The sequence below is a fragment of the Aquibium carbonis genome, assembly GCF_003970795.1.
Taxonomy (GTDB): domain Bacteria; phylum Pseudomonadota; class Alphaproteobacteria; order Rhizobiales; family Rhizobiaceae; genus Aquibium; species Aquibium carbonis.
Map to the genome: position 1 here is coordinate 1 of NZ_RWKW01000176.1, position 888 is coordinate 888.

Here is an 888-nt window from a genome sequence, read left to right on the forward strand (position 1 = left end):
GCCAGCGCCTCGCCTTGCGCGGCGGCGCGCATCAGCGCATTGGCGAGCGCGGCGATGGCGGGGTGCAGGTCGCCGCGGCGGGCGATGACGCGCGCATGCGGCGCGCCCTTCGCCCCGATGATGCGCACGAGATCGGCGTTGGACAGCAGCGGCGACCGGATCAGGAGCGGCGCGCAGGTCTCGACCGGCTCCTCGCACAGGCGCTGCAGGAGCTCGGCCGGTGCATGGCGCGAATCCGACAGGACGGCGCAGACATAGCGGCGGGCCTCGGTGGAGGTGCGATCGAACAGCGGCAGGGTGAGCTGGGCGAGCTGCGCGATCTCGCGGCGCGTCGGTCGCGTCAGCGAGACGAAGGCCGAGACGGCGGCGCGGAACAGCCGGTCCGACTTGCCGCCTTCGTTGCGATTCGCGATCTCCCGGAACACCGATGACACTGCTACGCCTGACGCCTGACACACGCTGCGCCGGCGGGCGGGCGGGACGGGCTTGCCGTCCGGTCCTCTCCGGCGCTTCCAACCGACAGCATTAGCGGCAATGTGTTAGCGAGCTGTTAACCCTGTGGCGGCAGTGTGGCGGAAGCGTCGTTCGTAAGCGTGCCCGAGTGCCTCGACAGGGATCGCCGCAGCCATGACCAACATCCTGAGCTTCACGCCGCCAAGCGCGCAACCGCGCGGAGCGAGGCCCGTACCGGACGGGCCGGCCGCCATCGTCATCTTTCCGGGGGTCCGCTACGAGCGCTTCACGTCGCCGGAGCGCGGGGCACCGACGGACAAGCGCGCGCCCGGGCGAAAGGGCAAGGCCAAGAAGGCCTGACGCCCGTCGCCCGAAGTGGGCACCGGTTTCGGGACATCGACGGGCGTCGAAGGGGGATTTACGCCCGTCGCCCGA

1 protein-coding gene and 1 pseudogene are annotated in these 888 nt (G+C 71.1%); one reads left to right on the forward strand and one right to left on the reverse strand.

What is annotated here, in order from left to right:
• A pseudogene (locus tag EJC49_RS25375) lies at positions 1-434 on the reverse strand (hypothetical protein); the annotation flags it as partial.
• Between the two features lie 193 nt (positions 435-627).
• Between EJC49_RS25375 and EJC49_RS25380 the strand changes: the two are divergent.
• Positions 628-813, forward strand: coding sequence for a hypothetical protein (locus tag EJC49_RS25380; protein WP_126702702.1), 186 nt, complete (start codon positions 628-630; stop codon positions 811-813).
• Positions 814-888 lie beyond the last annotated feature (75 nt).

What these genes read in the sequence shown, in the direction of transcription:
- EJC49_RS25380 (WP_126702702.1), top strand. Translation starts at nt 628, where the DNA reads ATGACCAACATCCTGAGCTTCACGCCGCCAAGCGCGCAACCGCGCGGA.